The sequence below is a fragment of the Heyndrickxia coagulans DSM 1 = ATCC 7050 genome, assembly GCF_000290615.1.
In the GTDB taxonomy this organism is placed as follows: domain Bacteria; phylum Bacillota; class Bacilli; order Bacillales; family Bacillaceae_C; genus Weizmannia; species Weizmannia coagulans.
Genome location: NZ_ALAS01000203.1, coordinates 1 through 1,365, shown reverse-complemented (window position 1 = coordinate 1,365; position 1,365 = coordinate 1). Strand labels below are relative to the sequence as shown.

Sequence of the window (1,365 nt, the reverse complement as noted above, 5' to 3'; positions counted from 1 at the left end):
CTCCTTGCGAGGGAAACGAATTCAGATACGCTATAATCCTTTTGATTTATCCACAATTCAAATATGGAAGGACGACGAGCGCTTTGATGATGCGAAGCCTGCGGTACTCCACAATCAAAGCCATTCCAAATTGCCGGACGATGCGGACCATGACCGTACTCCCGCGGGAGTTTCCAGTTTCTTGGAACAGTTAAAGAAACAGCAGGAGGAAGAAAAACGAAAACAAGTGGGCACGACCAGTTTTGCGAGATTAAAAGAGAAACAGACAGGAGGAGAATAACGGATGCTGGATTTTTTTGAAATGAAAGGAGTTCCTTTCACCCGTGAAATTGCGCCTGATGTCCTGTTTGCTTCCTCCAGCCATAAGGAAGCTGCCGCACGGTTGGAATATGCTGTCCAGAATCGCCAGTTTTGCCTACTGACAGGGGAAGCTGGCATGGGGAAATCTACGGCCATTCGCTCATTGGTTCATCACCTGGACCCTATTCATTATCATTATCTTTATATATGTGACTCTTCTTTGACACCAAAGCTTTTTTACCGTGAAGTGCTGCAGAACTTCGGAATACAGCCTGCTTTTCGGTCAAATGATGTGAAACGGCAGTATCAGTCCTTGATGCTGGATATATATGAAAATGAAAAAAAGCAAATTGTCATTGTTTTGGATGAGGCTCACCACTTCTCTGACTCTATGTTGCAGGAATTGCGCTTCATCCTCAATTTTAGGGAAGACTCCATGTCTCCATTATCCCTGATTGTGGCAGGACAGCCCAGCCTGCGGAATCTATTGAAAGTAAAGCATCTGGAAGCGATTGACCAACGGATCCAGATGCGCTGCCAAATGAGTAGCCTGACAGAAAGAGAAACAGCCGATTATATCGGGCATCAATTGAGGGTGGTGGAAACACCGCATGAGGTCTTTTCGGAAGAGGCGATTCAGGCAATCTATAACTTCAGCCAGGGAGTTCCGAGAAAGGTAAACACACTTTGTAGCCAAAGCTTGCTGGATGCCTTTATACAGGGAAATAAGGTCGTGGGTGAATCTCATATTCACCGGGTGATCAATGAGCTGTAAAGAGTGTACCCAGTATTATGAACAGTGGGGAAATGGTATTGATGAGATGGAAGCTACGATTGAAGGGTTAAGAAAGGAAATAAGCGAATTATTAGAGATGAAAAATGCTTTAAATCAATTGAATGCCTTGCTTAAAAAGGAATTGAGGGAATTACTCGGGGATCATCCGTTTTAGATCTCCGACATTCATTTGTCTTTTCCAAATGCCAGTGGCATTGTGGGTGGCCGATAGACAGTTGCCCCGTCACTGCCACTGGCCATACAACCGACATTGAAGGTGGCTGCGGACA

General features: G+C 45.1%; 3 protein-coding genes. All 3 read left to right on the top strand.

What is annotated here, in order from left to right:
* The coding region (locus IC21_RS10220; protein WP_193351980.1) for a Mu transposase C-terminal domain-containing protein at positions 1 to 280 on the top strand (280 nt) is incomplete at its 5' end.
* A 3-nt stretch (positions 281 to 283) separates the two neighbouring features.
* Positions 284 to 1,075, top strand: a complete 792-nt coding sequence (locus IC21_RS10215; protein ID WP_035180873.1) for an ExeA family protein — start codon at positions 284 to 286, stop codon at positions 1,073 to 1,075.
* Positions 1,065 to 1,250, top strand: a complete 186-nt coding sequence (locus tag IC21_RS10210) for a hypothetical protein (RefSeq protein WP_035180871.1) — start codon at positions 1,065 to 1,067, stop codon at positions 1,248 to 1,250. Before IC21_RS10215 ends, IC21_RS10210 begins: the two co-directional genes overlap by 11 nt.
* Positions 1,251 to 1,365: the final 115 nt, after the last annotated feature.